This is a genomic window from Desertibaculum subflavum, assembly GCA_003576705.1.
Lineage (GTDB): Bacteria > Pseudomonadota > Alphaproteobacteria > Ferrovibrionales > Ferrovibrionaceae > Desertibaculum > Desertibaculum subflavum.
The window spans coordinates 1-23,206 of record QOZS01000061.1 but is presented as its reverse complement, the minus strand read 5'-3'; the positions used below and the strand labels follow the sequence as shown (position 1 = coordinate 23,206).

The following is a 23,206-nucleotide window of genomic DNA, read 5'->3' as shown; positions in this document are numbered from 1 at the left end:
TGCTCTCAGATCTCGCCCGGGGCAATCCGTGCGCAGGCTTGCAGGAATTTCGGATCAACCACCAGCCAAGCACCGGCGCGGTAGAGGCCGGCAGCATCGGCATCCGGCGCGGTCGCCACGATCCACCAGCCGGAGAGCCCCCCGGCCCGCGCAATCCGCCCGCCGACGGCGTCGGCGATAGTCGCGGCGGCCGGAAGATCGGCCGCGGCGGGTGACCAAAAGGCGACCGAGCCCGTGCCGGGCTTCGGGCCCGCGGCTTCCGCGAGCAGTACCACGAAGGTCGTCGCGGCGACCGCCGACGCGGGCAGCCAGCAGGGCACGATCGCCGCCGCTTTCCGCCACATCAGGCCGCGCGCACGGTCTGCACGAACTTCGCGACTTCGGAGCGCAGCGTATCGGCCTGGCTGGTCAGGTCGCTCGCGGCGGTCAGCACCATGTCGGCGGCTTGGCCGGTTTCGCGCGTCACCTGGGTGACGGATTGGATGTCGGACGACACCTGCTGGGTGCCGACCGAAGCCTGCTGCACGTTGCGGGCGATCTCCTGGGTCGAGGCGCCCTGCTCCTCCACCGCGCTGGCGATCGACGTCGCGATCTCGCTGACCCGCGCGATGGTCTGGCCGATCTCCCGGATGGCGCCGACGGAGACCTGCGTCGTCGACTGGATGGCGCCGATCTGCTCGGCGATATCTTGCGTCGCCTTGGCTGTCTGGTTCGCCAGATTCTTGACCTCCGCCGCCACCACGGCGAAGCCCTTGCCGGCTTCGCCCGCGCGGGCGGCCTCAATCGTCGCGTTGAGCGCCAGCAGATTGGTCTGGCTCGCGATCGAGGTGATCATCGCCACGATGGTGCCGATCTTGTCGGCCGCGGTGGCGAGCTGCTCGACCTGCGCGTTGGTGCGATCGACCTGGCTGACCGCCTCGCCCGCGATCGAGGTCGAGGTCTGCACCTGGCGGCTGATCTCCTGCACCGACGCGGCCAGCTCCTCGGTCGCGGCGGCGACGGTCGACACATTGGCGGATGCCTGCTCCGAAGCGGCCGCGACGCTGGCGGCGCGCTGATCGGTTGCGCCGACGGCGCCGACCATCTGCTCGGCCAGCTGCTTCATCTGACCGGCTGCCTGGGCGACGGTCTGCACCACATCGCCGACCGCCCGCTCGAAGCCGTCGGCGAGGCGCGCCATCTCGGCCTTGCGCTCGGCTTCGGCCTTCTCGCGGCTCGCCGCCTCGGCGTTGCGACGCTCCTCGTCGGCCGCCTTCAAGCGCGTCTCCGCCTCGCGCACGCGCCGCTCAGCCTCGCGCTTGCCGTCCTCGGCCAGCCGCTCGCGCTCGACCTGGTCGGCGCGCTCGCGCTCGGCCTGCTCGGCCCGCATCGCCTCTTCGCGGCCGCGGTTCTCTTCCGCTTCCTGCTGCAGCCGCGCATTCTCGATACCGGCGTCCTTGAAGACCTGCACGGCTTCCGCCATGCGGCCGATCTCGTCGCCGCGCGCCTGGAACGGCACTTCGACCTCGAACTCGCCATGGGCCAGCCGGCCCATCGCGCCGCGCAGTGCCGTCAGAGGACGCGTCACGCCGCGGGCAATGAACACTGTCATGAGGGCCACGACAGCCACGATCGCGGCACCGATGATGCCGAAGCTCTTCTGTGCCTGCGCCACGTCGGCGCCGATCGTCTCGACCGTCGTCGTCCGCTGCGCCGATAGCGAGTTGCTGAGGCCGCGGAACAGATAGACCAGGTCCTCGAACGCCTTGTCGGCCGAGGTCATGAAGGTTACCACGCTCGCCGCATCGCCTTCCGCCATCTCGGCCGCCAGCTTGGCGCGCTTGAGATAGGTCGCGATACCCGCCTTCAGCTTCTCGTCGACGCCGCCTTCGAGGGCGCCCGCCGCTGCCATGCGCTGCACCGCATCGGCGGAGCGCTTGGTCGCCAGGTTGATTTCCGACAGCGCTTCGCTGGCAACGATCTGAATCTCGGCATTCTCCGGATCCGCCATGGCGAGCGAGGCCAGGCGATAGACCCGGGTATGCAGCATCAGCAATTCCTGGGTCAGGCCGCTGGCGATGGTGGCCGGCTCGATCACGCCGTGATCGAGCCGCGTCACCACCTTCTCGTTCTCCCCGAGCAGAAGAAACGCGTACAGGCAGATGCCGACCAGCGCGACCAGGCCAAGCGCCGCCGGCGCGGCAATCTTCCAGGCGAGCGGCAACGCAAAGGAGCGCCCCAGGGCGAAGACCCGATTCATCACACCTCCGAAAACTCAACCATCGCCCTGGGGATCTCGATTGCAGCCGACTACGACTTGTAGATGCCGGCGCAGACCGCCGTATCGTCGAGCCGCTCGCAGTACATCGACTTCGGCTCGATCTTCTTCGTGGTCGGGTTGGTGAACTTGTAGTCCTGCCAGAACGTGCCCTTGCTCTTGGCCAGCTCCATGCGTTGCTTCACATAGGGCACGCCATCCACGTCGGTGGCTTCGGAGAAGTCCTTGCCGACCATCTTGGAATTGGCGCCGTGCGCCAGGCACTTGCCGGTCAGGTCGTAGACCACCGGATAGAGGTCGCGATCGACCCAGGGGCCGGTCTTGCCCTTGCTGATCTCCGAATAGACCCCGTCCTTGCCCTTCGCCTTGATCTCGGCGATCACCTTCTTCACCAGCGCTTCGGCCTCGGGTGCCGTGGCCTTGTCGCCCGCCGCCAGGGCCGATCCAACTGCCAGCGCCATCACGCCGCCCAGCACCGCGCCGATATATTTGCTCCGCACCATCATTCGCCTCCGTTTTGAGCATTGGGCATGCGCGCACGCCCCGTTGCGGCAACAGAGTGACGAAATCGGCTTGCGTTTCAGTTAATCGCGATACAATTGGCAACGTTACCGTATGGGGAATCTACAGTCGTCCATTCCGCCTCTGGTTGCGACGACCTCCGCCGGCCTCACAGTCGGGTCAGCGCCACGAGATCAGCCCACAAAACCAGCGCCCACACGGCGAGCAGGGCGAGCACAGCGGTTGCCGGACGGTAACCCCAGCCTCGGCTGTAAGGCCACCAGGGACCGACAAAGATCAGCGTCGCCATGAAGGCGACGAAGACGAGGAACGCCAGCATAGGATAACGGGCCTACGCCGAGGTCATCGAATGACCAATTGGTTGTCGACCCAGGTCGCGCCGCCCTCCCAGGCATTTTCCACCGCCGCATCATATTCGGACCGGCTCTGCACGGTGCCGGTAAGAGTGGCGATACCAAGCTCTACTTCCACATTCACATCTGCCGCGTCCACGAACGGGCTCCACCAGAGCTCGGTGTCGATCTCCTCCTCGATCGAGGCATCGCTTCGCGCCGACCTATAGGGTCGATAGTCGTACCAGTCGCGGTCATAGGGATAGGGGTCGTCGAGATAGGGCTCGAAAGTGAGCGGGGCCCGCCTGTCGCGGACATTCAGATAGTTCTCGACATCGACGACGCCGGCAACCCGCGAGGCAACATCCTCGGCGGTCGCCTTCTCGAAGAAGTTGTCGACGGTGCCGTAGAGATTGATGACGCCACCTTCCGATATGACGACGATTTCCTTCCGCTCGAGATAGGGATCGCGCGCAAGCGCGTCTTCGACCCGTTCCGAGAGCACTTTGGTCTCCACGGCCGCGACCGGCCGGACACGGATGCGGTTGACCACGCTCGTGACACCGACGGTGTTGCGCACATCCCTGGCGGCGGCCCTTTTGGCGACGAGGCTGCCGACGTCGCCACGCAGGGTCGCCACCCCGCCCTCGACCTCGACGCTGACGTCGTAGAGCTGCACCCGCGGATCGTAGAGCAAGGCATCGTGCGCGGCGGCCAGGATCTCCTTGTCGGAACGATCGTTGTATTTCGGCCCGCGCAGACCGGGATCGCGCGCCCAGCTCCGCACTTCCAGCGCCTCGGCCTCGACGCTCTCCACGCCCAGGACCCAGGCATTGGTGACGGCACGCGTCTTCTCTGCCGCGCTGCCGACCACACCGTCCAGGAACACCCGACCGTCCTCGACGTCGACGGTGATCAAGGCGTCGTCGATATAGACATCCGCCCGATTGCGGCCGCGGATGTCTTCCTCGATCTCACCGTCGGCGCGCTCCTGCCTGTACGTCACCTGAATGTCGTTCCGGATCGACGTGACGCCGACGACGCCGGCCACCGTCCGCTCGGCGAGGCGCCGCTCGGCCCAGGAATGCACCTCGCCCTGCAACCGAACCTGCCCGGCATCGAGGACGCTGACATCGAAATCCCGGGCTTCCGTTGCGGGGTCGACCCGCAGCGCCTGGAGCACGTTGCTCTTCAGGGTCTCGTTGTCGAACCGGGTTGCGGGCGCGACGTCGATGCGATTCACCACGGCACGTACGCCACGCACCGTTTCGGCAATGCCGCCCGCCCTCTGCTTCGCAAGCAGATGGGATGTCGTGCCGGTCAAGGTCACAATCCCCTGCACGGTTTCGACATCGACGCTGACCGCCTGGACCGCCGGGTCGTAGAGCAGCTCGCGCGTCACCGCATCGGTGATCGCCTGGTCGTCGATATGGGTGACGGTCTCCGGCTCGAATGGTCCGACAACGCCGGCCGATGCCGAGTGTTCGACGCTTCGATAGTCCGAAACTCGAAGCTCGGGCTGGCTCCCGCCAGAACGGCCGTTGCTTCGGTCCCACCGCGCAGCCGCTTCATTCGGCACAACCGGGACGGCCAGCACCGCGCCGATCGCCACGAGAGGCAAGCAGGCTCGCATTCCGATCATCGCATCCTCCCAGATTCAACATGCCCTCAGCCCTGGAGGCTGGCGCGAGCTATCGATGGGCAACGACCCGATCTGGGGAAGGTTCCGAGCGGCGGCACCGGACTCGGTCGCGGCGCACCGCCGATTTCTCCGGCTGGGCCGAGGAGAATTCCGCGGTCGCCTCCCCAACCAGCGCTCCGGCGCGCGTCAGCCATGCCCTGACCCCACTTCGCTGCAGCTTGCGCAGGGTTTAAGACTCGATCCCCGCCGCCAGGGAGCCCGCCGCATGGTCGACCGTACGCAGATCCTGCTCTGGACCGATTCGACCGCCGCCTACACCCAGGCGATCGAGGCTGCCGGTCTCACCGACCGGGTCGCGGTCGACACGCTGCCGCGCAAGGAACGGCCTTCATCGGCCCAGCTGGGCCGCACCGAGGCGCTGATGGCGGCGGCGGTTCCCCCCGGCCTGCTGCCGAGCATGGCCAGGCTGCGGTGGGTCCAGGCGATGAGTGCGGGCGTCGAGCACTGGCTGGCGCTGCCGGACCTGCCGGATGGCGTGACGCTGACCTGCGCCCGCGGCACGCATCGGGAATCCATGCCGGAAAACATCATCGCCGCACTGCTCCATGTGGCGAAGCCGGTGGCGACGGCGGCGGCCAACCAGAAGCTCGGCAAGTGGGTGCCCACGATCGCCCAGCCGCTCGAAGGCAAGACGCTCGGCATCCTGGGCCTGGGGGAGATCGGCACCCAGGTGGCCCGGATCGCCGGCGCGCTGGGCCTGAGAGTGATCGGCACCAAGCGGCGGCCCGAGGCGATACCGCATGTCGACGCCGTGCTGCCGCCCGAGCGCACGGCCGAGGTGCTGGGACAGTCGGACTTCCTGCTCCTGCTGCTGCCGGCGACGCGAGAGACCGAGAACTTCATCGATGCCGAGCGGCTCGCGATGATGAAGCCGGGCGCCTGGCTGCTCAATTTCGGCCGCGGCCATCTGATCAAGGACGACGACCTGATCGCCGCGGCGAAGGCGAAGACCATCGCCGGCGCCGTGCTCGACGTGTTCCGGCAGGAGCCGCTGCCGGCCGAACACCCGTTCTGGACCGCCGAGGGCATTCTGGTACTGCCGCATATCGGCGGCCCGCATCCCCAGCGCGACCGCATCGTGGCGCGGCTGTTCGTCGACAATCTGGGCCGCTTTCTGGACGGCAAGCCGCTGCGCGAGGTGGTCGACCGCGAGGCGGGATACTGATCCGGACGATGTGAGCGTGGGGCCGGCGCGCATGCCGGCCGCTCGCCATCAGGTTTGGCCGGCGGCCAGGAACTTCCGATACTCGGCGGCAATATCGGCGACGGCAGTTTCATACAGCCGCTTGCCGGCTTCGCGGCTGGCCAACCCCGAATTGGCGCCGATGCGCCCGTCGGGGAACCGGCCCCGGTAGTCCGAGGCATCGGTGAAGTCGCCGGTCGGCGCGATCGGCGGATCCATCGGCGCACTGCGCACCGCTTCCGGATAGGCGTGCCAGGTGAGCGAGATCTCCGAGGGCGTTGCGTGGCTGCCCTCCGCGTTGCCGTACAGCTCCTTCGACAAAGCGCCGATCGCCGGCGACTGCCACCAGTTGCGCAGCTTGCAACGCAGGCCGGGCTGGTTGCCGGTCGGCGCCAGGCTGGCATCGGCATAGATCTCGGAAAACGCGGCGGTGACGGTCGCGACGTTGCCGCCATGGCCGTTGATGAAATAGAAGCGCCGGAAGCCCGCACGGCTGAGCGATGCGATCATGTCGCGGATCACCGCGATCAGGGTCGTGGGACGCAGCGTGATCGAGCCCGGGAAGGCCAGGTGATGCTGCGCCATGCCGACCGAGATGGTCGGCGCCACCAGCGCGCCGGTCGCCTCGCCGACGCCCTTTGCCACGATCTCGGCGGTCAGCGCATCGGTGCCGATCAGGCCGATCGGCCCGTGCTGCTCGGTCGAGCCGATCGGCATGACGATGCCGTCGCTGGTCTTCAGGTAGGTCTCGACCTCGGGCCAGGTCGCGTGCTGCAGCAGCATGAATGCCGTCTCCTGTGATGGTGCGGCAGTCTAGCGGGAATTCCCAAGCTGGCGAGGGTCGCGCGCCGGCGCTCACTCCGCGGCGGAATCGAGCAGCCCCTGGCGGGCGACCATCTGCTCATAGGCGGCCAGCGCCTCGGTCATCCGGTCGAGATCGACCGCTTCGAGCCGGCCGGCATGCGTCTCCAGGCGACGCTCGAGCTCCGCCGCGAGCGCCGCCAATGCCGCCGCGCCGACCAGCCTGGCGCTGGACTTCTGGCTGTGCAGCTCGCGATGCTGGCGGCCGTCGTCGCGCGCACCTGCCGCGCACAGGCCGCGCAGCAGGTCGAGGCGCTGGCGCGTCGCCACAAGAAAGCCCGCGACCAGATCCTCCACCGCTTCGAGCCCGACATCCTGGCGTAGCGCGGTCAAGGCTGCGCGATCGACGATCGGTGGCGCCGCCGCGACGTCCGCCGGGCTCGGCGCCATTGGCGGCACTTCGCCCGCATCGTGCTGACCGAGATTGCGCAGCAGGACGCTGGCGAGCCGCGTCGCGCTGAACGGCTTGGCCAGGAAATCGTCCATTCCGGCGGCCCGGCAAGCCTCCACGTCCTCGCCGAAAGCGTTCGCCGTGCAGGCAATGATCGGCAGCCAGCCGTTCTCGCCGCCGAGCGCGCGGATCGCGCGCGTCGCCGCGAGCCCGTTCATCACCGGCATATTGACGTCCATCAGGATGGCGTCGAAGCGCCGCCGCCCCGCGGCGGCGACCGCCTCCTCGCCGTCGCGCGCCAGGTCGACGGTGGCGCCGAGCCGCTTGAGCAGGCTTTCGGCGACCAGCGCATTCGTCTCGTTGTCCTCGACCACCAGGACGCGGTAGCCGTCGAGCCGCCGGCGCGTCTCTGCGCTCACCTCTTCCTCAGCCGTCCCCGGGCCGAGCTCGCCGGTCGGCACGGCCGTCATCGGCATGGTGAACCAGAATGTGCTGCCGTGTCCGGGCCGGCTCGCCATGCCGATGGCGCCGCCCATCAGGTCGACGATGCGCTTGCTGATGGCGAGGCCGAGCCCGCTGCCGCCGAAGCGCCGGGCGGTGCCGGCATCCGCCTGCACGAAAGCGCTGAACAGGCGCGGCTGCAGATCCTCGGCCACGCCGACGCCGGTATCCGTCACTTCGAAGCGCAGCACCGGCGCACCGTCGGTACCGGCTTCGGGATAGACGCCCAGCGTCACCGAGCCCGCCTCGGTAAACTTCACCGCATTGCCGAGCAGGTTGAGCAGCACCTGCCGCAACCGGCCGCGATCGCCGCGCAGCGCCTTGGGCACGTCGGAGCGAATCGTCGCATGGAGCGCGAGCCCGCGCGTCGCGGCGCGCGGCCGTACGATGCCGAGCGTGCGTTCGACCAGCAGCCGGAGGTCGAACGGCGCCGTCTCCAGCTCGAGCCGTCCGGCTTCGAGGCGCGAGAAATCCAGGATGTCGTTCAGGATGCGGAGCAGCGCCTCGCCGCTTTCGCGCACCACCAGCGCGGCCGAGCGCTGGCGCGGATCGAGCGGCGTCGCCAGCAGCTCGTCGATCATGCCGATCACCCCGTTCATCGGGGTGCGGATCTCGTGGCTCATCATCGCCAGGAACTCGGATTTGGCGCGGCTTGCCGCCTCGGCGAGCTCGCGGGCGCGTTCGAGCTCCTGCTCGCGCCGTTTGGTTTCGGTGATATCGCGATAGACGCTGACCAGCCCGCCGTCCTTGGTGCGGATCGCCCAGGATTCGGTCCAGCGGCCATCCGCACGCTGGCGAATATCGACCGACTTGTCCCAGTCGCGGATCATCTGCAGACGCTCGTGCGTGATCCGCTCCAGCTCCCCGCTGCCGTACTCGCCCCGCGCGGCCATCTGGCGCACGATCTCACGCATGGGATCGGGCGCGGCCATGACCTGTTCCTTGTCCAGGCCCAGGATCTCGAAGAAGCGATCGTTGACGGCGCGGATCCGCAAGTCGGCATCGTGGTACTTGACGCCTTCGGGCAGCAGGGCGAACACCGCGTCGAGCACCCGGGTCTTCTCCGCCAGCGCCGCGGCCGCCGCCTTCTCCTCCGTGATGTCGCGGTAGATGGTGATCATGCCGCCATCGGCGGTCGGGATGCCGCGCGCTTCGAACCAGCCGCCATCGGTGCGCTGGCGCTCGTAATGCTGCGGGCGGCCGGACAGCATTCCCGCCATGCGCGTGGCGACATGCTCTTCGACGCTGCCCGGCCCGTACTCGCCGCGCAGCGCGATCTCGGTGATCACGGCACGACTGATGTCGGGCGCCGCCAGGCAGCGCTCGCGGTCGACGCGCAGGATCTCAAACAGCTTGTCGTTGACCGCCCGGACTTTGCCGTCGCCGCCGATATAATGGATGCCATCCGGAATCAGCCGGAACATGGCGTCCAGAGCGCCGGTCCGCTCGGCCAGTGCCGCGGCCGATGCCTTTTCCTCCGTGATGTCCCGATACATGGCGATCCAGCCGCCATCGGCCATCGGCACGCCGCGGCCTTCGACCCAGCGCCCGTCGCGTCGCTGGCGCTGATATTGCTGCGGGCGGCGCTCCCGCATGATCGCCGCCCGACGCGCGAGATGCTCTTCCACCGTACCGGGCCCGTACTCGCCGCGCAGGGCGATCTCCTCGATCATGGCGCGGACCGGGTCGGGGGCCGCCAGGCAGCGCACCTTGTCCACGCCAAGGATCTCGAAGGCACGGTCGTTGGCCGCGAGCAAACGCTGCTCCGCATCGGTTACCATCACGCCATCCGGCATCAGCTCGAAGGTGGCATCGAGCACGCGGGTCTTTTCCGCGAGCGAGGTTTGGGCCGCCTTCTCCTCGGTGATGTCGCGATAGATCGTGACCCGGCCGCCCTGCGGCATCGGAATGCCGCGCACCTCGATCCATCGGCCCGTCGTCTGGCGGCGCAAGTAGTACAGCGGATCGCGCCCGCGCATCAGCTCGAGACGCTGCTCGACCAGCGCATTCAGGTCGCCGGGCCCGTATTCGCCGCGCAGGGCGAGCTCCGTCAGCATCGCCCGCAACGGGTCCGGCGCGGCGAGGCACTTCTCCTTGTCGAGGCCCATGACGGCAAAGATCTGGTCGTTCGCCGCGCGCAGCGTCTGATCGGGGCCGAGCACCGTGATGCCGTCTGGGATCGCCTTGAAGGAGGCGTCCAGCATCTCAGTCTTCTCCGCCAGCGCGGCCGCCGCCGCTCGTTCCTCGGTGACGTCGCGATAGACTGTGACGCGACCACCATCGGCCATGGGGAAGCCGCGCACATCGATCCAGCGGCCGTCAGCGCGCTGGCGCACCGATTGAATCACGCGGCCGGACAGCATCATCGCCATGCGCCGTTCGACATGCTCGGCCACCTGCCCGGGGCCATACTCGCCGCGCGCGGCAATTTCGGTCAGCATCGCCCGTACCGGATCGGCTGCCGCGAGACATTTCGCCTGATCCAATCCGAGGACCGCAAAGGCTTGATCGTTCGAAGCGCGCAATTCGCCGTTCGGCCCGATCACGGTGATGCCATCCGGAATTGCCGTATAGGCGGCTTCGAGCAGACGCATGGTCTCGCTGGCGCGGTGCTGGGCGTCGACCATCGCGGTGATGTCGCGCCCGGTGCCGCGATAGCCGCGGAAGCTGCCGACCGCGTCGAATACCGGCTTGCCGCTCACGCTGACATGCCGGCGGCTGCCATCCGCCATGCGGTGGACGTAGCGCAGGTCGACGAATGGACGGCGATTGGCGAGATCGTCGGCATGCCTGGCGCGCTCCCCGGGCGCCATGTCGATGCCGAACAGCTCGTCGCGCGTGCGGCCGCGCAGATAGTCGAGCCCAAGGCCGGTAATCATCTGGTGACCGCCCGAGGCATAGGTGAAGCGCAGATCCTGGTCCTGCTCCCAGAACCAGTCGGAGGCGGTCTCGGCGAAATCGCGGAACCGCTCCTCGCTCTCGCGCAGCTGGCGCTCGGCCTCGCGCTGGGCGGTGACGTCGCGCGCGGTGCAGACGAAGCCGAGCCGACCGTCGGGGCCGCGGGTCGACCGCGCCCGTACATCGAGGATGCGGCGACCGCCGTCTCGGGCCGTCACCGGCAATTCGAGGCGCAACGCCTCGTCCGTTGCCGTCGCGGCATGGCGCGCGAGCGCGTCGGCGGCGGCCTGCCGCGCGCCCGCATCGACCAGGTCGAGCGCGCTGCGGCCGACCACCTCGACGCCGGGATAGCCGAGCACCCGGCGCCCGGCGGGGTTGGCGAACAGAAGGCGGCCCTCGGCGTCGAGCTGGAACAGGATCTCGTCGGTGTTCTCGACCAGCCACTGGTACTGGCGCTCGCGCGCGGCCGCTGCCGTTTCGGCGCGCGGCTCCTCCCTGCCGGAACGTTCGTGCTCTGTCTTCACGCTGCGCTCCCTGCCGCGCGTCCGACGGAACCGCGCAGGACATTTGAGCCGGCGATCATAGGACGAGCGGCGGCCGCCTCAATCGGCGGTTTCGACCACGGCCGGGCGATCCGCCGCCGGCGGCGCTTCGGACAAGGCCCGGTCGACAGCCCCGAGCAGCGCCTCGGCGCGGAACGGCTTGCTGAGCGCCGCGGCGGCACCGAAGCGGCGGGCGAAGCCGAGGAACTCGTCCGGTCCGCCGAACTGGCCGGAGCCGCCGCCCGAGACCACGATCACCGGCAGGGTCGGCCAGCGACGGCGCGCCTCGCGGATCGTCTCGAAGCCCTCCTTGCCCGGCATGAAGAGATCGGTCAGCAGGAGGTCGGCGCCGGCCGCCTCGATTGCCGCAAGCGCGTCGTCGGCCTGCGCGAACACACGAACCTCGTGGCCGGCGCCGCGCAGCAGCCGGGCGGTCAGCGAACGGAAAATCTCCTCGTCGTCGATAACTACGATCCGCGCCACGCCCGGTCTCCTCGCGCCACGCGTCCATCAGCGGCCGGTCACCTTTACATTTCGTTGCTATGCTGCGACGGGCAGCGGCCCGGGTACAGCCAGCGAGGGAGGAAATCATGGCAGAAACAGCCGGCACGGCCGGAACCGGCCGGGTCGACACCGTGCGCCTGCAGATGCTGGCGCAGGCCTATCAGCGTTCGGCGGCCTTATTCGCCGCGGTGGAGATCGATCTCTTCACCGCCGTCGAAAAGGGCGCGGGCAGCGTGGAGGCGCTGGCGGAGGCGCTGGGGATCTCGCCCCGCAATGCCGCCCGCATCGTGCCGGTGCTGCTCGCGCTCGGCCTTCTGGAGCGGCGCGACGGCCGTCTCGCCAATGCCGCCGACGTGCAGCGCTTCCTGGTCCGGGGCGAGCCCTCCTATGCCGGGCCCTGGATGCTGTTCACCAAGCCGCGCTGGACCGAATGGGGCCGGCTCGCCGAGCATCTCAAGGCGCAGGACACCCGCCCGCTCGGCATGTACGAGAGCTTCACCGTCGACGATGCGCGCAAGTACCATCAGGCGACCTACTCGGTCGGCATGGGCGCCGGCCGGCGCTTCGTGCGCGAGGTCGACCTGGCCGGGCGGAAGAAGCTGCTCGATCTCGGCGGCGGCTCCGGCGCCTACAGCATCAATGCGGTGCAGAAATGGACCGGCCTTCGCGCCGTCGTGTTCGATCTGCCGCCGGTCGCCGTGGTCGCGCGCGAGTTCATCCAGCAGAACGGCGTCGCCGACCGGGTTGAGGCGATGGCCGGCGACTTCACGCGTGACGCTTTCCCGCCGGGCTGCGACGTCGCCGTGATGGCGTCGAACCTGCCGCAATACGATGCCGCGATCATCGCCGAGGTGATCGCCCGCACCTTCGCTGCGCTGGCGCCGGGCGGCGAGATGCACCTGATCGGCGAGATGCTGGACGACGACGGCGCCGGCCCGATCGGTCCGGCGCTCTGGGGCCTTTCGGAAGCGCTGTTCCATTCCACCGGCCGCGCCCACACCGAAGCCGAATGCCTCGGCTATTTCCGCGCCGCGGGCTTCGTCGATCTCACGGTGAAGCCCTTCATCCCTGGCGTGCTGACGCGGGTGACGGGGCGCAAGCCCGGTTGAAGTGCCCGACCAAAGGCGGCCTTCCACGCCCGCGCCCGACCGGCTAAGTGTAAGGCAATCGTCACCCGCATCGCCGTCCAGGGAGGGACCCGGCCAATGACGGACGACAAGCTGTTTCCGGTCGCCGGCGAATGGGCCAAGCGCGCCTGGCTCGACCAGGGCAAGTACCAGGAGATGTACCGCCGCTCGGTGGAGGACCCGGAGGGCTTCTGGGGCGAGCATGGCAAGCGGCTCGACTGGATCCGGCCCTATACCAAGGTCAAGGACACGTCCTACGACGAGGCGAAGTTCGGCATCCGCTGGTATTGGGACGGCACGCTCAACGTCTCCGCCAACTGCATCGACCGCCACCTGTCGCGCCGGGCGAAGCAGACGGCCATCATCTGGGAGGGCGACGATCCGAAGGACAGTCGCCACATCACCTATCAGGAGCTGCACGACGAGACGTGCCGCCTCGCCAACGTTCTGAAAGCGCAGGGCGTCAAGAAGGGCGACCGCGTCACCATCTACCTGCCGATGATTCCGGCCGCGGCTTACGCGATGTTGGCCTGCGCGCGCATCGGCGCCGTCCACTCCGTGGTGTTCGGCGGCTTCTCGCCGGATTCGATCGCCGGCCGCATCCAGGATTGCGACTCGAACCTCGTCATCACCGCCGACGAGGGGCTGCGCGGCGGCCGCAAGATCCCGCTCAAGGCCAATGTCGACGAGGCGCTGACCCGCTGCCCGAGCGTGCAGAAGGTGCTGGTCGTCAGGCATACCGGCGGCCAGGTGAATATGCAGCCGGGCCGCGACGTCTGGGTGCACGAGGAGACCGCGAAGGTGCCGGCCGATTGCCCGCCGGTGGAGATGAGTGCCGAGGATCCTCTGTTCATCCTCTACACCTCGGGCTCGACCGGTAAGCCGAAGGGCGTGCTGCACACCTCCGGCGGCTATCTGGTCTATGCGTCGATGACGCATCAGTATGTGTTCGACTACCACGACGGCGACGTCTACTGGTGCACCGCCGATGTCGGCTGGGTCACCGGCCACAGCTATATCGTCTATGGCCCGCTCGCCAACGGCGCCACCTCCCTGATGTTCGAGGGCGTGCCGAACTATCCGGATTCGTCGCGCTTCTGGCAGGTGGTCGACAAGCACAAGGTCAACATCTTCTACACCGCGCCAACCGCCATCCGCGCCCTGATGCGCGAAGGCGACGGACCGGTGAAGAAGACCAGCCGCACCTCGCTCCGCCTGCTCGGCTCGGTCGGCGAGCCGATCAACCCGGAAGCCTGGCTCTGGTACCACCGCGTGGTCGGCGACAGCCGCTGCCCGATCGTCGACACCTGGTGGCAGACCGAGACCGGCGGCATCCTGATCACGCCCTTGCCCGGCGCCATTGCGCAGAAGCCGGGCTCGGCCACCCTGCCGTTCTTCGGCATCAAGCCGCTGCTGGTCGATGGCGACGGCACGGAGCTGAAAGGCGCCGCTTCCGGCAATCTCTGCATCGCCGATAGCTGGCCCGGCCAGATGCGCACCGTCTACGGCGACCATCGCCGCTTCTTCGAGACCTATTTCGCCACCTTCAAGGGCCTCTACTTCACCGGCGACGGCTGCCGCCGCGACGAGGACGGCTATTACTGGATCACCGGCCGGGTCGACGACGTGATCAACGTCTCCGGCCACCGCATCGGCACCGCCGAGGTGGAGAGCGCACTGGTCGCGCATCCGAAGGTCGCCGAGGCGGCGGTGGTCGGCTATCCGCACGACATCAAGGGCCAGGGCATCTATGCCTATGTCACCCTCAATGTCGGCGAGCAGCCGACCGAGGATCTGCGCAAGGAGCTGGTCGCCTGGGTCCGCAAGCAGATCGGCCCGATCGCCTCGCCCGACCAGCTGCAATGGGCGCCCAGCCTGCCGAAGACGCGTTCCGGCAAGATCATGCGCCGCATCCTGCGCAAGATCGCCGAGAACGAGCCGGGCGCGCTCGGCGATACGACGACGCTCGCCGACCCTGCCGTGGTGACCGACCTGGTGGACAACCGCCTCAATCGCGGCTGATCCTCAGCGGCCGGCTCTCGTTGGCAGGGCCGCCCGCAGCTCGAAGATGAGGCGCTGCATGGCGGCGAGGCTGTCGGTCCGCGTGTTGGCGTTGAACAGGGCGACGGCCACGTCGCCATCGGCGGTGCGGACCGCCAGGGTGAACACGCCGTCGACGAACCCCGCATGCGTGAGCAGCGGGCCCGATGCGTCCGGCCAGATGCGCCAGCCCAGCCCGTAATAGGATTCGGCCGCGGCGAAGCCGGGCCGGGTTGCGGTTTCCCCGGGCGGCGCGACGGCGGCGAAGCGGTAGAAATCGGCGGCTGTCCCGGTCCATCCGCCCGCCGGCCCAAGCCGCCTGAGCCAGGTCTCCGAAGCGGCGCCGCGCGGAAGCGGGGCGAGCCTGCCGCCGGCGTTGAGATGATGCCGCACGAGGCGCTCTTCCGGCTGCTCGGCTTCGCCGAGGCGGATCTCCGGCAAGCCGAGCGGCGCCAGCACGGCCGTGCGAACGTAATCCTCGTATGCCATGCCGGCGCGGCGGGCGATCGCGGCGGCCAGCCAGCAATAGCCGAGATTGGAATAGGACTGGACCGTGCCGGGCGCCGTGTCGAGGGGAAGGGCCAGCATCGCCCGGGCGATCGGCGCGCAGTCGCCGCCTGCCGCGAACCCGAGCCGGCGCTGGGCTTCGGCATCGTCGAGCAGCGGATCGAAGCTCGACGCACGGTCCCAGCCGCCGCCATGCTGCAGCAGAAGCCGGACGGTGATGTCCCGATGACGCGGATCGGCCGCCTGCCCGACCTCGGCCGAGATATCGGCCAGATGCTCGTCGAGCCCGATCTTCCCTTGTGCCACCAGCGACATCACGGCCGCCGCCGTCAGCGGCTTCGACAGGCTGGCGAGGCGGAAGATCATGTCGGCGCGCATCGGGCGCCCGGAAACCGTATCGGCCGCGCCGATCGCCATCACGGTCGGCGCGCGGCCGGCGGCGCCAAACGCGACCACCGCGCCGGGAATGCCTTCCCGATCCATGAACCGCCTGACCACATCCGGTATCTGCGGCGGCGCGGGACGGGTTGCGATCGCCGCGCCCACGGCCAGCAGCAGCGCGAAGACCAATCCCGTGATGCGGGCCGATCGCGTCCAGCGCACGGGGCGTGACGGCCGGCTAGTTGCGCTCGCCGGGCACCGCCGCGGCGTTCGCAAGGGCGAGCGAACCTGTCGGCTGGCCGGCGGCGGCGCCCGCTGCCGAGCCCGCGGGCGGTCGGTAGCGCAGGCCCGGCGCGATACGCGCCAGCCCGCGGAACACGCTGCGCTCGTTCATGGCCAGCGCATAGGCGACATAATCCGGGTCCTCGGACAGATGCCGCTCCTCCATGCGCGCGCGGCCGAAATAGATCAGGTTGATCAAACCCAGCAGCAGCATCGCCTTGAAAGCGACGATCGGGCCCCCTTCCGACAGGAACGGAACATTGACCAGCCAGAAGAAAATGGTCTTGGCGACGTAATCGGGATGCTTGGTGAACCGATACGGACCGTTGGTGATGATCCCCCGGTGGGTCAGGTTGGACCACCGAAGGCCGTAGGCCGCCGTGGCCCAAATCCAGACGGCGAAGCTTGCCAGCAATGCGACAGCCCAGGGGATGGCGAGCGCCGGCACGTCGCCGAACCAGTCATGCCATTGGCGGCCGCTCGCGTAGCGCAGCACGCCGCCCGTCACCACCCGATTGAACGGCTCATAGCAGGCCAACGTGACCACCCAGCCCGCCAGCAGGCGATTGGGCGAGCGAATATGCGCATCGAGCAGGCGGAAGGTGCAGAGATAGCCGGTGCACACGATAGCCAGCTCGAGCGCGGCGGCGTAGTCGGTGAGCCAGCGCACCGCCAGGACGAAGCTCTCCGTCGGCCAGGCGACATTCGCCTGCAGGCGCGACAGCGTCTTCAACAGGTACACGATCATGATCGGCAGGAAGAATCCCTTGATCGCCCAGCCGAGCAGATGGTCGGACAAGGCGCGGCGGTCGATCCCGCCCAGGCGACCGAGAAGCAGGTTTCCCATGTGCCAGCAGCCGTCTTTCGGCTCGCGCATGGCACGGTCGACGCAGGCGACGTAGGGAATGGCGACGATTGCCGCCACGGGCAGCGCGATCAGCGCAAGGCTGCCCGCGAGCGCCATGTCGGCCGGCACGTAGAAGCGCATCGACCAATGTGCGATGGCGACGGCGGCGACCGACCCGGCGAGGCCGATCAGCTTGACGCGGACGCGGCCCCAATCGACCGTCCGGCGGCGAGCCAACTCCCAGTCGAGCCCGGTCGACGGGCGCCGATGAACTTTGAGAAGCCACGCTTCGAGCGCCGCCACCGGAACCGCATAGCCCGCCATGGCGAGCAGCAATGCGATGGCCGGATTGATCCCGCCGACGATGGTGCCGAGGCTGACGACGGTCAGCACGGCGAGCCCGGTCAGGTTGATCCATTGATTGGTCGCCGAAACTGGCATGGCTGTTCCGAGAGGGCTCGCTGCGCGCCGCTTCAGCCTGCCCGAGCGCGGTAAACAAACGCTAAGTCCCGGCAGCGGCCGGCCGGCACGACATTTGCTTGATTTTTCAAGCAAGGCGCGGTGCGATCCGCGCCGAATGCCGTGCAGGAAGGCCCGCAGCATGCCCGACGCATCCATCCATCTCGACATGCATCAGCCACTCGCCCATCAGGCGGGCAAAGGCCATAACCGCTGGCATCCGGACATACCGCCGAAGCTGCGGGTGAAACCCGGCACGAGCGTGGAGCTCGACGTGCTGGACGGCGTCGACGGCCAGATCCGCGCCGGCATGAAGAACGAGGATCTCGGCGGCATCGATATGGGCCGCGTGCACCCGCTCACCGGGCCGGTCTATGTCGAGGGCGCGGAGCCGGGCGACCTTCTGGCGGTGAAGATCGAAGCGGTGGAGACCATCAAATACGGCTTCACCGCGATCATGCCGGGCTTCGGCTTCCTGCGCGACCTGTTCCCCAATCCCTTCGTCGTGCATTGGGAGATCGCGAACGGCTTCGCGCAATCCGTGCAGCTACCCGGTGTGAAGATCCCGGGCGCGCCCTTCATGGGCGTGATCGGCGTCGCGCCGAGCCTGGAGCTGCTGCAGAAGATCAACGCCCGCGAGGCGGAGCTGCTGGCGCGCGGCGGCATGGTGATGCCGCCCGACGCCGCCGGCGCCGTGCCGGGCGATGCCGGCATCGCCTCGAAAGCCTTCCGCACCATCGCGCCGCACGAGAACGGCGGCAATTTCGACATCAAGCAGATGACCGCCGGCACCACGCTCTACCTGCCGGTATTCGTGCCGGGGGCGCTGTTCTCGGTCGGCGACCCGCATTTCGCTCAGGGCGACGGCGAAAGCTGCGGCACCGCGGTCGAGACCGCCGGCAAGTTCGTGGCGAGGTTCGAAGTGATGCAGGGCGAGGCGCGGCGGCGCAAGCAGCACGACCCCTCCTATGGCTGCACCTGCTGCCCCGCCCCGGCCGACGGACGTCCCTACTACGCCACCACCGGCATGTCGGTGCGCCGCGACGGCAAGGCGGAATCCGAGGACCTGACGCTCGCCGCCCGCAATGCGCTGGTCAACATGATCGACTACGTGGTCGACGCGAAAGGCTTCAGCCGCGAACAGGCCTATGCGCTGGCCAGCGTCGCCGTCGACCTGCGCATCAGCCAGGTGGTCGACGTGCCGAACATGACCGTATCGGCCTTCCTGCCGCTCGACATCTTCGGCAGTTGAAGCGGCACTCGGCTACAATCGGCGGTGCATGAAGCACGCCGGCCCCGCTGCGCTCGACCGGATCGAGATCCTTCTGGCCGCCATCCGCGCCCTGGACGGCCTGGTCGAGCGCTCGCGCGGCGTGTTCTACCGCCGCGGCGGCGCTTTCCTGCATTTCCATGAGGATCCCTCCGGTCTGCATGCCGATCTCCGGATCGGCGCCGAGTTCCAGCGCTTCCGGGCCGAGAGCGCGGCCGAGCGGCGGGCGCTGCTGGCAGCGCTCCGCCGCCAGCTGCGCCCGCCTTCCCGCTAACGGGTCACTTTCCGGCCACCGGCAGGCCGAGGGCCAGACGGCCGGACATCTCGGTCTGCGCGCGCTCGTTCAGCGGATGGAAGCGCGCGCCCTGCACGTCGCGGAAGATCCGCTCGATCGCCGACGCGCGGTACATGCTGGCGCCGCCCACCGCTTCCATGGCGAGCTCGACGGTCCGCAGGGCCGCGCGGCCCGCGATGGTGCGGCCGGTCAGCACGGCGACCGAGGTCGCCTCGCCCGGCGCGTTGCCGGCCGCCGCGTCCAGCATGGCGCGGAGGCCAAGGCGGGCCATGGCGAGCTCGTTCTGCACGGCACCCAGCGCCTGCGCCCGGCTCGGCGCATCGGGGCGTTTCGCCACTGCCTCGACCGCAATCTCCGCCGCACGCTCGGCAAGGCCGACATAGACCGCATAGATCAGCGGCAGCGCCAGCATCACGATGCGGTCGTAGAGCGGATGCCAGACGCCGCGCGGCCGGCGCAGCGACACCGCAGCGGCCGGGATCTCCACACCTTCCATCACCACGTCGTGCGAGCCGGTGCCGCGCATGCCGAGCGCGCGCCAGGTGCTCTCGATGCGCACGCCCTTCGCCTTCATCGGCAGGCCGAAGTGGATCACGCTGTCGGGCTCGCCGGGCGTCGCGACGACGGCCGAGGTCATCAGCAGGTCGCCGGCGGGCGCGCCGCTGGTGAACACCTTGCGGCCGGACAGGCGGAAGCCGCCCTCCGTCGGCTCGGCCCGGCCGGAGCTGTCGATCCAGTCGGAGCCGCCGCTCGACAGCAGCACCAGCCCTTCGCCCATGACGCGCTTCAGCAGGCCCTCGGTCGGCGCCTTGTCGTGCGCCATCCGCCAGGCCGCGATGACCACCTGGTGGGTGTGCATGGCGGCGGCCAGCGCGGTGGAGCCGCAGAAATGCGCCAGCCGGCCCAGCGCTTCGGCCATGGTTTCGAGGTCGGCACCGGCGCCGCCGAGCGCAACGGGCACGCCAGCGGTGAGAAAGCCGTGCTGCTTCAGCAGCCGATAGTTCTCGGCGACGAAAGCATCGCCGTCGTCGCCGGCCTGGCCGTTGGCGGCGATGTCCGGGCCGAGCGCCGCGATGCTGTCGAGCAATGCCGCGCATGCGCTTTCGCCCTGCCGTGCGGCGGCGCCATGGATCCTGGTAACTGCGTTCATCTGACGTCTCCTGTTGACCGGCGGGCGCGAACGGCGCCTGCTGCGTCGGAGAAGGCGCCTGCCGGCCGTTGCCATCGAGTCCGGAAATCGAACCAGCGTGGTTGCCTGTGAACTGCTTCACATGGCCGGACGGGTCAGCGCGCTACGGTCATCGGGCGGGATCGGGACGGGAGAGCGGGCGATGAGCAGGGGCTATGGCGATTTCTGCCCGGTGGCGAAGACGGCCGAGCTGTTCGCTCAACGCTGGACGCCGCTGATCGTGCGCGAGCTGCTGCTGGGCCCCAAGGGCTTCGGCGATCTGAAGACGGCGCTGGCGCTGATGTCGCGCAGCATGCTGGCGGCGCGGCTGAAGGAGCTGGAGGCGAGCGGCATCATCACCCCGACGGTGCTGCCGCCGGACGGCCGCAAGGTTTATTGCCTGACCGAGGCCGGCGAGGCCTTCCGCGCCGTGATCGAGCATCTCAGCATCTGGGGCCAGACTTATGCCCAGGATCAGGTGGGCCCGGGCGATCTCAACCCGACCGGCCTGCTCTGGGCGATGAAGACCCATGCCCATGATATCGAGCTGCCGCCCGAGCCCTTCGTGGTGGAGTTCGAGCTGCGCGGCATTCCGCGCGGCCAGACCCAGCGGCGGCGCTGGTGGCTGCTGCTGCGCCAACCCGAGATCGAGGTCTGCCTCAAATGGCCGGGCTACGAGACCGATGTGCTGGTGCGCGCCGAGCTCGGCGCCCTGACCCGCTGCTGGCTCGGCTATCTCGGCTGCCGGGAAGCCGAGGCAGGCGACCTGATCGCCTTCGAGGGTAATCCGGCCGCGACGCGCCGCTGCAAGGCGCTGCTCGGCTTCGGCGACGCGCCGCACCTCCGCCGCCTCGCCTTCTTCCGGCCGGAAGCCGCGCTGGCGGCTTGATCGCATTCGCCGCAGCTGCGGACCGCCTCGGGTTTCGGGCCGATTGCCGCACCGTCCGGATCGCGCGCCCTACGGCGTCCGCCGACGGGCGGCACCGTCCCGCTCCGCCAATGCGGAGGCGAGCTCATCTCGCACAAAGCTGCGATCCAGCCCGAGCGCAGTCGCTTTCTGGTAGGCCGCGATCGCACCATCGATATCGCCGCCGCGCCGCAGCGCGAGCCCGAGATTGTACTGCGCCGGCGCATAGTCGGGATCGAGTTCGATGGCGCGCCGACAGGTGGCAACGGCTTCGGCCAGATCGCCGCGGTCCATCAGGGCAACGGCAAGGTTGCTGTGCAGGATGGCGATGCGCGGATCGAGTTCCAGCGCTCTCCGATAGCTCGATATTGCTCCTGCCAGATCGCGCTTGGCGTGAAGCGCGCGCCCGAGATTGCCGTGCGCCCGCGCGTATTTCGGATCGATTGCAATGGCGCGCCGGTGGCTCGCTATGGCGGCATCGAGTGTGCCGCGATCGTACAGCACGGTGCCGAGGTTCATATGCGCGACCTCGAAATTGCGGTCGAGTGCGATGGCCCGACGGAAATTGGCCTCGGCGCCATCCAGGTCGCCCGCATGGTGACGAATCAGACCGATCAGGTTGATGGCACGCAGGCTGGCCGGCGACCCCAATGGCTCATCGCGCAGGATCAGATGGGCAAGGCGCTCCGCCGCTGGCTTGTCGGAGCGGTAGGCGAAGGACGCCAGAAAATAAGGATTCGTCTTCCACACCACCGCCTCGGCCGCCTCCGAGACAATGCGCCCCACGTCGGAAAGTTCGGCCGGCGCGCCGGGGCCGGACGGGTGGGTCAGACGCTCGGCGCCGAGCAGGCGCATCTCGATTCGGAATCCATCCGGCAGCCGGGTGACGTCTCCTCCAAAGCGAAGCTGTTGCCGGCAGGCCCAGTTCGACAGCCAGCAGGCCGCGTTGCGCAGCTGGACGGCAAGTGCGCGCGGCGAAATCTGGCCGCCCGCAGCGGCGATCGGCACATCCTGATCGTGCGCGGCCAGGGCAATGGAGCTCCATTGCATGCCGGTCTGCGCCGTCGTCTGGATCTCGGTGATATGTGCAACCATCCGCTGGGCGATCACATCGCCGGTGAAGCCGGCCTCGGCCAGCTCCCTGGGCACCGAGAGGGGCTCGATCACCACACGATCGCGCATCGCCTCCCAGACCAGCAGCACCACCAGCGACAAGCCGATCAGCACGGCAGCGGTCTCGACCATCGCCGCGCGAAGGGTCTTCAGCGCCAGAAGCCAGCGGGCTTCGCCGGCAACGGGCGGCGTGCGTGCCGCGATCATCGAACGCCAGACTTGTCGACCGGGCATGTCCCACCCCCGCGGCCGATGACGCCGGGGAGTATCCAAGAATCTGCCTCCCTTTAGAAGTCGGGTGCCTCGCACGGTCGGGTGAGCAGGCTCGGGCCGGTGCCGAACCCATCAGGCGCCGCGGCCATGGTCGGCTCCACCGCCTCACTTTTGCCTATTGTATGCGAATATACAGTGATTTGAAACAGCTTTATTGCTTTTCTAGCAAATATATTGTATTGTTTGCTGGAAAGAATCAGGAGCCGGTCCGATGCACGCACTGCAGAGCCAGGCGCTGCGTACTGGTGCCGCGCAGCATCGTTCGCCCCGGCCGGCCGCGCGGCACGGTCGTGCGAGCATTCGACCCGGCCGGGCCGAGATGCGCGCCCGCGAAGTCAGTCCGAGGAACAGGCATGCCGCGGAACAGGTGCGCCGCACCTCCCCTGCGCGTCGCGCCCTCGGGTGCGGGCAGAGCCGGCTCACGTCGCGGCGGAGCGGGACGGAGGAACAGATACGCCGCGGAACAGATGCGCCGCAGAGCGCCTCGCGGCCGGCCGGCCTGCCCGGGGCACGGCGTCGGTCGGCGGGGTGCCCGGGCCGGTACGGGAGGAACAGATACGCCGCGGAACAGATGCGCCGCGCGCATGGACAAGCTGTGGCAGGGCCGCTACAGCCGTCCGTCATCCGGGCGGTCTCGGCGAATCGCGCCGGCCGGGCCTCGATTTCGCCACATCGTCGGGTTTAACAGGGCCGAGTTCAGTCACCGCCCATGTCGACACCGCGCCGCCGCGCCACGCCAAGCAAGCGCCGACCCGATCTCCGCGCCGATCCCGCCCTGCGTGCGGGCGGCGGAGCGGCGGCGCGCGAGCGCCCGGCCGCGCCCAGTCCGCGCCGGCCGAAGCGC

18 protein-coding genes are annotated in these 23,206 nt (G+C 68.8%); 6 read left to right on the top strand and 12 right to left on the bottom strand.

Annotated features, from left to right (window positions below; translation table 11 throughout):
* Positions 1-5: 5 nt before the first annotated feature.
* The 5 genes from DT074_RS23725 to DT074_RS23705 form a co-directional block, all read right to left on the bottom strand.
* Complete coding sequence (locus DT074_RS23725) at positions 6-320, bottom strand: hypothetical protein (protein WP_162915156.1); 315 nt, start codon at positions 318-320, stop codon at positions 6-8.
* A 23-nt stretch (positions 321-343) separates the two neighbouring features.
* Positions 344-2,239, bottom strand: coding sequence for a methyl-accepting chemotaxis protein (locus DT074_RS28610; RefSeq protein WP_119422349.1), 1,896 nt, complete (start codon positions 2,237-2,239; stop codon positions 344-346).
* A 50-nt stretch (positions 2,240-2,289) separates the two neighbouring features.
* Positions 2,290-2,760 carry a cache domain-containing protein gene (locus tag DT074_RS23715; protein ID WP_368744877.1) on the bottom strand — a complete coding sequence of 157 codons (471 nt, stop codon included), beginning with the start codon at positions 2,758-2,760 and terminating at the stop codon, positions 2,290-2,292.
* 167 nt (positions 2,761-2,927) lie between these two features.
* Positions 2,928-3,098, bottom strand: coding sequence for a DUF3309 family protein (locus tag DT074_RS23710; RefSeq protein ID WP_119422348.1), 171 nt, complete (start codon positions 3,096-3,098; stop codon positions 2,928-2,930).
* A gap of 23 nt (positions 3,099-3,121) precedes the next feature.
* Complete coding sequence (locus DT074_RS23705) at positions 3,122-4,753, bottom strand: BON domain-containing protein (protein WP_119422347.1); 1,632 nt, start codon at positions 4,751-4,753, stop codon at positions 3,122-3,124.
* 265 nt (positions 4,754-5,018) lie between these two features.
* Between DT074_RS23705 and DT074_RS23700 the strand changes: the two genes are divergently transcribed.
* Positions 5,019-5,978: a D-2-hydroxyacid dehydrogenase gene (locus tag DT074_RS23700; protein ID WP_162915155.1), complete on the top strand. Its 960-nt coding sequence runs from the start codon at positions 5,019-5,021 to the stop codon at positions 5,976-5,978.
* 48 nt (positions 5,979-6,026) lie between these two features.
* On the opposite strand, the gene DT074_RS23695 is transcribed toward DT074_RS23700, so the two are convergent.
* From DT074_RS23695 to DT074_RS23685, 3 genes are all read right to left on the bottom strand, one after another.
* A complete protein-coding gene (locus DT074_RS23695; RefSeq protein WP_119422345.1) occupies positions 6,027-6,779 on the bottom strand; it encodes a creatininase family protein in 753 nt (250 codons plus the stop codon).
* A gap of 72 nt (positions 6,780-6,851) precedes the next feature.
* On the bottom strand, positions 6,852-11,171 hold the full coding sequence (locus DT074_RS23690; protein WP_119422344.1) for a PAS-domain containing protein: 4,320 nt from the start codon (positions 11,169-11,171) through the stop codon (positions 6,852-6,854).
* Between the two features lie 78 nt (positions 11,172-11,249).
* Positions 11,250-11,672 (bottom strand): response regulator, encoded by a 423-nt coding sequence (locus tag DT074_RS23685; RefSeq protein WP_119422343.1) that lies wholly within the window; start codon positions 11,670-11,672, stop codon positions 11,250-11,252.
* A 107-nt stretch (positions 11,673-11,779) separates the two neighbouring features.
* Here DT074_RS23685 and DT074_RS23680 point away from each other — a divergent pair, with 107 nt between their 5' ends.
* Both DT074_RS23680 and acs read left to right on the top strand, forming a co-directional pair.
* Positions 11,780-12,802, top strand: a complete 1,023-nt coding sequence (locus tag DT074_RS23680) for a methyltransferase (RefSeq protein WP_162915154.1) — start codon at positions 11,780-11,782, stop codon at positions 12,800-12,802.
* Positions 12,803-12,898: 96 nt separating this feature from the next.
* Positions 12,899-14,842 (top strand): acetate--CoA ligase, encoded by a 1,944-nt coding sequence (gene acs, locus DT074_RS23675; protein ID WP_119422341.1) that lies wholly within the window; start codon positions 12,899-12,901, stop codon positions 14,840-14,842.
* Between the two features lie 3 nt (positions 14,843-14,845).
* Here the strand turns inward: acs and DT074_RS23670 are convergent, their stop codons facing one another.
* Both DT074_RS23670 and DT074_RS23665 read right to left on the bottom strand, forming a co-directional pair.
* Complete coding sequence (locus DT074_RS23670; RefSeq protein ID WP_162915153.1) at positions 14,846-15,970, bottom strand: serine hydrolase domain-containing protein; 1,125 nt, start codon at positions 15,968-15,970, stop codon at positions 14,846-14,848.
* Positions 15,971-15,986: 16 nt separating this feature from the next.
* Positions 15,987-17,318 carry a methyltransferase family protein gene (locus DT074_RS23665; protein ID WP_162915152.1) on the bottom strand — a complete coding sequence of 444 codons (1,332 nt, stop codon included), beginning with the start codon at positions 17,316-17,318 and terminating at the stop codon, positions 15,987-15,989.
* A gap of 160 nt (positions 17,319-17,478) precedes the next feature.
* Between DT074_RS23665 and DT074_RS23660 the strand changes: the two genes are divergently transcribed.
* Entirely contained in the window at positions 17,479-18,588 is a 1,110-nt protein-coding gene (locus DT074_RS23660) for an acetamidase/formamidase family protein (RefSeq protein WP_119422338.1), read from the top strand.
* 28 nt (positions 18,589-18,616) lie between these two features.
* On the top strand, positions 18,617-18,880 hold the full coding sequence (locus DT074_RS23655; RefSeq protein WP_119422337.1) for a hypothetical protein: 264 nt from the start codon (positions 18,617-18,619) through the stop codon (positions 18,878-18,880).
* Positions 18,881-18,884: 4 nt separating this feature from the next.
* Here the strand turns inward: DT074_RS23655 and DT074_RS23650 are convergent, their stop codons facing one another.
* On the bottom strand, positions 18,885-20,051 hold the full coding sequence (locus DT074_RS23650; protein WP_162915151.1) for an acyl-CoA dehydrogenase family protein: 1,167 nt from the start codon (positions 20,049-20,051) through the stop codon (positions 18,885-18,887).
* A 181-nt stretch (positions 20,052-20,232) separates the two neighbouring features.
* Between DT074_RS23650 and DT074_RS23645 the strand changes: the two genes are divergently transcribed.
* A complete protein-coding gene (locus DT074_RS23645; RefSeq protein WP_162915150.1) occupies positions 20,233-20,958 on the top strand; it encodes a winged helix-turn-helix transcriptional regulator in 726 nt (241 codons plus the stop codon).
* A gap of 69 nt (positions 20,959-21,027) precedes the next feature.
* Here DT074_RS23645 and DT074_RS23640 read toward each other — a convergent pair whose 3' ends face one another.
* Positions 21,028-22,296, bottom strand: coding sequence for a tetratricopeptide repeat protein (locus DT074_RS23640; RefSeq protein WP_162915149.1), 1,269 nt, complete (start codon positions 22,294-22,296; stop codon positions 21,028-21,030).
* Positions 22,297-23,206: the final 910 nt, after the last annotated feature.

Coding starts and splice junctions, on each gene's coding strand:
- DT074_RS23695 (WP_119422345.1), bottom strand. CDS start 6,779: ATGCTGCTGCAGCACGCGACCTGGCCCGAGGTCGAGACCTACCTGAAG.
- DT074_RS23655 (WP_119422337.1), top strand. CDS start 18,617: ATGAAGCACGCCGGCCCCGCTGCGCTCGACCGGATCGAGATCCTTCTG.
- DT074_RS23645 (WP_162915150.1), top strand. CDS start 20,233: ATGAGCAGGGGCTATGGCGATTTCTGCCCGGTGGCGAAGACGGCCGAG.
- DT074_RS23640 (WP_162915149.1), bottom strand. CDS start 22,296: ATGATCGCGGCACGCACGCCGCCCGTTGCCGGCGAAGCCCGCTGGCTT.
- DT074_RS23680 (WP_162915154.1), top strand. CDS start 11,780: ATGGCAGAAACAGCCGGCACGGCCGGAACCGGCCGGGTCGACACCGTG.
- DT074_RS23700 (WP_162915155.1), top strand. CDS start 5,019: ATGGTCGACCGTACGCAGATCCTGCTCTGGACCGATTCGACCGCCGCC.
- DT074_RS23650 (WP_162915151.1), bottom strand. CDS start 20,051: ATGAACGCAGTTACCAGGATCCATGGCGCCGCCGCACGGCAGGGCGAA.
- DT074_RS23715 (WP_368744877.1), bottom strand. CDS start 2,760: ATGGTGCGGAGCAAATATATCGGCGCGGTGCTGGGCGGCGTGATGGCG.
- acs (WP_119422341.1), top strand. CDS start 12,899: ATGACGGACGACAAGCTGTTTCCGGTCGCCGGCGAATGGGCCAAGCGC.
- DT074_RS23665 (WP_162915152.1), bottom strand. CDS start 17,318: ATGCCAGTTTCGGCGACCAATCAATGGATCAACCTGACCGGGCTCGCC.
- DT074_RS28610 (WP_119422349.1), bottom strand. CDS start 2,239: ATGAATCGGGTCTTCGCCCTGGGGCGCTCCTTTGCGTTGCCGCTCGCC.
- DT074_RS23660 (WP_119422338.1), top strand. CDS start 17,479: ATGCCCGACGCATCCATCCATCTCGACATGCATCAGCCACTCGCCCAT.
- DT074_RS23710 (WP_119422348.1), bottom strand. CDS start 3,098: ATGCTGGCGTTCCTCGTCTTCGTCGCCTTCATGGCGACGCTGATCTTT.
- DT074_RS23705 (WP_119422347.1), bottom strand. CDS start 4,753: ATGATCGGAATGCGAGCCTGCTTGCCTCTCGTGGCGATCGGCGCGGTG.